The 1,027-nt window shown below is 65.6% G+C and carries 1 protein-coding gene; it reads right to left on the reverse strand.

Annotated elements, in window-relative coordinates:
- A partial coding sequence (locus WT24_RS23120) for an aminotransferase (RefSeq protein WP_060035968.1) occupies positions 1-1,027 on the reverse strand: 1,027 nt, incomplete at both ends.

The following is a 1,027-nucleotide window of genomic DNA, read 5'->3' on the forward strand; positions in this document are numbered from 1 at the left end:
TGTCGGTCTTCACGCGCTCGACGATGCCTTCGTCGCGCAGCAGCTTCAGGTTCGCGACCGCGACGGCCGCCGCCACCGGATGGCCCGAGTACGTGAGGCCATGATTGAATTCGCCGTTGTCGATGATCGGGCGCGCGATGCGCTCGTGGATGCCCACCGCGCCCATCGGCACGTAGCCCGACGTGAGGCCCTTCGCCATCGTGATCAGGTCCGGCTCGAAGCCGAAGTGCTGGTGCGCGAACCATTCGCCGGTGCGGCCGAACCCGCCGATCACTTCGTCGGCGACGAGCAGCACGTCGTACTTGCGGCAGATCCGCTGGATTTCCGGCCAGTACGTCGACGGCGGGAAGATCACGCCGCCCGCGCCCTGGAACGGCTCGCCGATGAACGCCGCGACGTTCTCCGCGCCGAGTTCGAGGATCTTCGCTTCGAGCTGCTGCGCCCGCGCGAGGCCGAATGCTTCGGGCGTCTCGCCCGGTTGCGCTTCGCCGAAGAAATACGGCTGGTCGATGTGCACGATGTGCTCGACCTTCGACGGCATCTGCTCGTGCATGTAGCCCATCCCACCGAGCGTGCCGCCCGCGATCGTCGAGCCGTGGTAGCCGTTCTTGCGCGAGATCACGTATTTCTTCTGCGGCTTGCCTTGCACGCGCCAGTATTGATGCACGACACGCAGCACCGTGTCGTTGCCTTCCGAGCCGCTGTTGCAATAGAAGAAGTGGTTGAAGCCGGCCGGCGTCACTTCCGCGAGCATCGCGGAGAGCTCGATCACCGGCGGATGCGTGGTCTTGAAGAACGTGTTGTAGAACGGCAGTTCCTGGATCTGGCGATAGGCGGCGTCGGCGAGTTCCTTGCGGCCGTAGCCGACGTTCACGCACCAGAGGCCGGCCATCCCGTCGATCACCTTGTTGCCGTCCGAGTCCCACAGGTAGACGCCGTCGGCCTTCACGATCACGCGGCTGCCCGCGCGATTGAGCGCGCCCATGTCCGAGAACGGATGGATGTGGTGCGCGGCGTCGAGCGCGCG

Origin of the sequence: Burkholderia sp. MSMB1078WGS (assembly GCF_001528895.1) — a bacterium.
In the GTDB taxonomy this organism is placed as follows: Bacteria; Pseudomonadota; Gammaproteobacteria; order Burkholderiales; family Burkholderiaceae; genus Burkholderia.